The following is a 5862-nucleotide window of genomic DNA, read 5'->3' as shown; positions in this document are numbered from 1 at the left end:
GACCGCAACGACGGTGCCCGGCTACGCCGAATACGCGCATTCGGTCGCCGACCTGGAAAGCGCGCAGCGGCTGCACTACGCGCTCACCGATCTGCCGCTGCCCGCACCCATCACCGTGGTCGGTGGCGGGTTGACCGGCATCGAGACGGCCTCCGAGCTGGCCGAGGGCGGGCGCCCGGTGACCCTGGTCTGCGGCCCGGTGCTCGGTCCGTCGCTGAGCAAGCGGGGCCGGCGTTCGGTGGCCAAGCGGCTGCGAGGCCTGCGTGTCAACGTGCTGGAGTCCGTGGCGGTGGCCGAGGTGCGCTGGGATGCGGTGGTGCTCACCGACGGCGTGGTGCTGCCCAGCGCGGCAACCATCTGGACGGCCGGATTCGCCGTGCCGGACCTGGCCACCCGCAGCGGCCTGCACACCGACGCGATGGGACGGCTGCTCACCGACGAGACGCTCACCAGCATCGACGACGAGCGTGTCGTCGCCGCGGGTGACGCCGCCGCGCCGTCCGGCCAGCCGCTGCGGATGAGCTGCCAGGCCGCCGGCCCGATGGGTGTCCAGGCCGCCAACACCGTGATCAGCCGCATCGCCGGAGACGATCCCGCGGCGCTGAGCCAGGCGTTCGCCGGGCAGTGCATCAGCCTGGGTCGCACCCACGCCACCGTGCAGTTCTCCCACACCGATGACACCCCGGTGAACATGTTCCTCGGGGGTCGGACTGCGGCGTCGGTCAAGGAAGCGATCTGCAAGGGCACGCTGTGGGCGATCCGGCGGGAGGCCGCCAAGCCGGGTTCGTACCGCTGGATCAAGGGCGGCAAGCGGCCCGCGCAGTCACCGGCCGGCGAGGCGGTCGCCACGCGATGACGCAGGCACCGACCGGCAGCGAGCACGCCGAACGGTTCACCTTGCTGCGGCCACTGCTGTTCACCATCGCCTACGAGATGCTGGGCTCGGCGACCGAGGCCGACGACGTCTTGCAGGACAGTTATCTGCGGTGGGCGGTGGTCGACTTGGCGACGGTGCGCGACACCAAGTCGTACCTGGCCCAGCTGGTCACCCGCCAGGCGCTGAACTCGCTGCGGGCCGGTGCTCGCCGGCGCGAGGATTACGTGGGGCCATGGCTGCCCGAGCCGCTGCTGCTCGACGAGAAGGATGCCTCGGCCGACGTCGTTCTGGCGGAGTCGATTTCGATGGCGATGCTGGTGTTGCTGGAGACGTTGAGCCCGGACGAACGAGCCGTGTTCGTGCTGCGCGAGGTGTTCGGTTTCGACTACGGCGAGATCGCCGAGGCGGTGGGCAGGCCGGCGCCCACCGTGCGGCAGGTCGCGCACCGGGCCCGCGAACACGTGCGGGCCCGACGGAAGCGATTCGACTCGGTCGACCCGGAACGCAACGCCGAAATCACCGCACAGTTTCTGGCGACGGCGGCCGGAGGTGACGTGGAGGCGCTGATGACGATGCTCGCCCCGGACGCCACCTGGACGGCCGACAGCGGTGGCGTGGTGAGCGCCGCCCGCCGGCCGGTAGTCGGCGCCGAAAAGGTCGCCCGCGCGATCGCCGGCCTGATGCGCCGGGCCCCGGCCCTCGGCACGATGCGGGTGGAGATGGTGACCTGCAACAGCGCCCCGGCGGTGTTGCTCTACCTCGACGAACAGCTCGAAGGCGTGATCACGCTGGAAATCGCCGAGGACAAGATCACCAACTTCTATGTGATGCGCAACCCGCAGAAATTGGCCGCCCTGGCCACCGCCCGCGACATCAGCCGCGGCTGAGCGAGCGGACACGGGGGTGCGAAACGCCGCCGCTCTGACAAGCTAGGGCTGTGCGAATCGACCGGCTCGGCGATCTTGGCGCCGCACCCCAGGTGCTGCGCGCCCTGGGTGACGCCACCCGCCGGCTCGGTCTGCCGGCGCCGGCCGCGCTGACCGGTGAGTGGTTCGGCGCCCTGGCGGTGATCGCGCCGAGCCTGTCGGTGCGCCCCGTGCACGTCGACGACGTGTTCGCGGTCCAGGCGTCGCGGACGCTGGAGCCGCACGCTGTAGGCGGCGGCTGGATCGGTTACCTGTCCTATCCCGACCCCGGCGCCGACGCGCAGCCCAACCGCATTCCCGCGGCCGCCGGCGGTTGGACCGACTGCGTGCTGCGCCGCGACCGCGACGGCCACTGGTGGTACGAGAGCCTCTCCGGCGCGCCGATGCCGCAGTGGCTCGCCACCGCGCTGGCCGCGTCGGCGGCCGCGGCGCGCGAATGCCACATCGATTGGGGCATCGCCGACCGGGCGGCACATCGTGACGGGGTGCTGGCCTGCCTGGAAGCCATCCGCGCCGGCGAGGTGTACCAGGCGTGCGTCTGCACGCAGTTCACCGGGACCGTCACCGGCGCTCCGCTGGACTTCTTCATCGACGGCGTCGCGCGCAACTCTCCGGCGCGCGCGGCCTACGTCGCCGGCACGTGGGGTGCGGTGGCATCGCTGTCGCCGGAGCTTTTCCTGCGGCGGCGCGGCACGGTCGTCACGTCCAGCCCGATCAAAGGCACGCTGCCCCTGGATGCCTGGCCGTCGGCGCTGCGCGCATCCGCCAAAGAGGTCGCCGAGAACATCATGATCGTCGACCTGGTGCGCAACGACCTGGGCCGGGTGGCGATCGTCGGCACGGTGACCGTGCCCGAACTGTTGGTGGTGCGACGGGCCCCGGGCGTGTGGCACCTGGTGTCGACGGTGTCCGCGCAGGTCCCCACCGAGCTGCCGACGTCGGCGCTGCTGGACGCCACCTTCCCGCCGGCCTCGGTCACCGGGACGCCCAAACACCGTGCCCGCCAACTGCTCTCGCAATGGGAACCGAATCTCCGTGGAATATATTGCGGCACAATCGGATTGGCATCACCCGTGGCCGGTTGCGAATTGAACGTCGCGATCCGCACCGTCGAATTCGATGCCGCGGGTGGCGCGGTGTTGGGCGTCGGCGGCGGCATCACCGCCGACTCCGACCCGGACGCCGAGTGGGCCGAATGCCTCCACAAGGCGTCCCCCATCGTCGGGCTGCCGTCCATCGCCGCCGCGAGCCCGGCCGGCTGACCGAGCAGCCTCAGTCGCGTCGCGACCGCAGCACCGCGTCGTAGAGCTGGCGCGAACGCACCCCTGGATGGGCGGCGGCCACCTCACCGCAGGCGTCCTTGACGCGGGTGCCGGCCGCGACCAGCTCCTCGACATCGGCGACCAGCGACGGCAGGTCAGCGCTCGGGGTGGCGCCGGCCAGCACCACGGTGATCTCACCGAGCACACCGTCGGCCGCCCACGCCGACAGCTCGTCGAGCGATCCGCGGACCACCTCCTCGTGCACCTTGGTCAGCTCCCGGCAGATCGCCGCCCGGCGTGCACCGCCGAGCCGCTCGACCGCTTCCCGCAGGCAGGCGGACAACCGGCGCGGCGATTCGAAGAACACACAGGTGCGCCGCTCGTCGGCCAGTGAATCCAGCCAGGTCCGCCGCGCCGCCTTCTTGCGCGGCGCGAACCCCTCGAAGCAGAACTTCTCGGCCGGCAGACCGGACAGGGCCAGCGCGGTCGTCACCGCCGACGGTCCCGGCAGGCATCCCACGGGCAGGCCGGCCTCGACACAGGCTGTCACCAGCCGGTAGCCGGGGTCGCTGATCAGCGGCATCCCGGCGTCGCTGACCACCAGCACCGTCGCGCCGGCGCGGATCGCCTCGATCACGGACTCCGCCCGGGCATTCTCGACCTGGTCGAACATGCTGATCACCCGACCGGTGATCCGCACGTCGAGGGCCTTGGCCAGGGTGCGCACCCGACGGGTGTCCTCGGCGGCCACCACGTCGGCTCGGGCCAGGGCGTCCAGCAGGCGGGGGGAGGCATCCGACGGCTGGCCCAGAGGCGTCGCGCCCAGCAACAGGCGGCCGGTGGTCATGGTTGACAGCCTACGATCGACGTGATGACCGCCCCGCCCCGCGAATCCGCCTTGAACATGGAGGGTGCCGACGAGGAGCACGTGGTGCCCGTCGTCAGCCCCGGGCCGCTGGTGCCGGTGGCCGATTTCGGGCCGACCGATCAGGTCCGCGGCTGGGTGGTGACCGGTGTGATCACGCTGGTGGCGGCGGTGACCCGGTTCCTGAACCTGGGCTCACCCACCGATGGCGGCACCCCGGTCTTCGACGAAAAGCACTACGCGCCGCAGGCCTGGCAGGTCCTGCACAACCACGGCGTGGAAGACAATCCCGGGTTCGGCCTGGTGGTCCACCCGCCGGTCGGCAAGCAACTGATCGCCCTCGGCGAGGCGATCTTCGGCTACAGCGGCATCGGCTGGCGGTTCACCGGCGCATTGCTCGGCGTGGTCATGGTGGCGCTGGTGATGCGGATCGTCCGGCGGATCAGCCGTTCGACGCTGATCGGTGCGATCGCCGGTGTGCTGGTGATCTGCGACGGCGTCAGCTTTGTGGCCTCGCGGACCGCCTTGCTGGACGGCATCCTCACGTTTTTCGTGGTCGCGGCGTTCGGCGCGCTGATCGTCGACCGTGACCAGGTTCGGCAGCGGATGCACATCGCGCTGCAGGAGGGCCGCAACGCCGACACGGCGTGGGGGCCGCGGCTGGGCGTGCGGTGGTGGCGCTTCGGCGCCGGGATCCTCCTCGGATTGGCTTGTGGCACAAAGTGGTCCGGCCTGTACTTCGTACTGTTCTTCGGCGCCATGTCGCTGGCGTTCGACGTGGCCGCGCGGCGCCAGTACCAGGTGACCCGGCCTTGGCTCGGGACCTTGCGGCGCGACCTCGTCCCGACCGCGTATGCGGTGGCCGTCATGCCGGTGTTGGTGTATCTGGCCGGCTACGCACCGTGGTTCGCCTCCGAAACCGCCATCGACCGCCACGAGGTGGGCCAGACGATCGGCCCCCAGTCGGTGGTGCCCCTGCCCGACGCCATCCGATCGCTCTGGCATTACAGCGCCAAGGCGTTCCAATTCCATGCGGGTTTAACGAATTCCGCCGGCAACTATCACCCGTGGGAATCGAAACCGTGGAGCTGGCCGATGTCGTTGCGGCCGGTGCTCTATGCCATCGACGAGCAGAACGTCGCTGGGTGCGGCGCGCAATCGTGCGTCAAGGCCGAGATGCTGGTGGGCACCCCGGCGATGTGGTGGCTGGCGGTGCCCGTCCTCTTTTTCGCATTGTGGCGCATGCTGGTGCGCCGCGATTGGCGTTACGCCGCGGTGCTGGTCGGTTACTGCGCGGGCTGGCTGCCCTGGTTCGCCGACATCGACCGGCAGATGTACTTCTTCTACGCCGCGACCATGGCGCCGTTCTTGGTGATGGCCATCGCGCTTATTTGCGGCGACATTCTCTACACCCCGGGCGCCCCGCCCCGGCGGCTGCGGCTACAGGCGAATTCGGAGCGACGCACGCTGGGGCTGATCGCCGTCTGCGCCTACGTGGCGTTGGTGGTCACCAACTTCGCGTGGCTATTCCCGGTGCTCACCGGCCTGCCGATTTCGCAGCAGACGTGGAATATGGAGATCTGGCTGCCCAGCTGGCGCTAGCATTCTAGGCCAGCAGGTCGCGGGCGACCGGGCACGACATGCACCGGGGCCCGCCGCGGCCGGTACCCAGTTCGGATCCCGCGATGGTCAGCACCTCAATGCCCGCGTCCCGCAGACGAATGTTGGTCTGCACGTTGCGTTCGTAGGCGATGACCACACCAGGTGCCAGCGCCAGCGTGTTGTTGCCGTCGTCCCACTGCTCGCGTTCGGCGACAACAGGATCCAGGCCTGTATCGATGACCCGCAGCTTGTCGATCTCCATAGCCTTGGCCGCCGCCTCCAGGAACGGGGCCTCCTCGCTGATGGCGACCCCTTCGGGCGTGCGCTGAA

Annotated in this window: 6 protein-coding genes; 4 read left to right on the top strand and 2 right to left on the bottom strand. The window is 70.2% G+C overall.

Going from position 1 to position 5862, the window contains the following annotated elements:
• The 3 genes from VFW69_RS03610 to VFW69_RS03600 form a co-directional block, all read left to right on the top strand.
• The coding region (locus VFW69_RS03610) for an NAD(P)/FAD-dependent oxidoreductase (RefSeq protein ID WP_526498256.1) at window positions 1-856 on the top strand (856 nt) is incomplete at its 5' end.
• Complete coding sequence (locus VFW69_RS03605) at window positions 853-1764, top strand: RNA polymerase sigma-70 factor (RefSeq protein ID WP_526498254.1); 912 nt, start codon at window positions 853-855, stop codon at window positions 1762-1764. The genes VFW69_RS03610 and VFW69_RS03605, both read left to right, overlap by 4 nt.
• 50 nt (window positions 1765-1814) lie before the next feature.
• Complete coding sequence (locus tag VFW69_RS03600) at window positions 1815-3065, top strand: aminodeoxychorismate synthase component I (protein WP_526498252.1); 1251 nt, start codon at window positions 1815-1817, stop codon at window positions 3063-3065.
• A 10-nt stretch (window positions 3066-3075) separates the two neighbouring features.
• On the opposite strand, the gene rsmI is transcribed toward VFW69_RS03600, so the two are convergent.
• A complete protein-coding gene (rsmI, locus tag VFW69_RS03595) occupies window positions 3076-3912 on the bottom strand; it encodes a 16S rRNA (cytidine(1402)-2'-O)-methyltransferase (protein WP_526498250.1) in 837 nt (278 codons plus the stop codon).
• An 81-nt stretch (window positions 3913-3993) separates the two neighbouring features.
• Between rsmI and VFW69_RS03590 the strand changes: the two genes are divergently transcribed.
• Window positions 3994-5532 carry a dolichyl-phosphate-mannose--protein mannosyltransferase gene (locus VFW69_RS03590; protein WP_526498258.1) on the top strand — a complete coding sequence of 513 codons (1539 nt, stop codon included), beginning with the start codon at window positions 3994-3996 and terminating at the stop codon, window positions 5530-5532.
• A 4-nt stretch (window positions 5533-5536) separates the two neighbouring features.
• Here VFW69_RS03590 and VFW69_RS03585 read toward each other — a convergent pair.
• Window positions 5537-5862 (bottom strand): arginine deiminase family protein (locus VFW69_RS03585; RefSeq protein WP_526498248.1); only part of this gene is annotated, 326 nt, incomplete at its 5' end.

The sequence above is a fragment of the Mycobacterium sp. genome, from assembly GCF_036273375.1.
In the GTDB taxonomy this organism is placed as follows: Bacteria; Actinomycetota; Actinomycetes; order Mycobacteriales; family Mycobacteriaceae; genus Mycobacterium.
The sequence above is the reverse complement of the archived record's forward strand: the minus strand, read 5'-3'. Positions and strand labels throughout refer to the sequence as shown.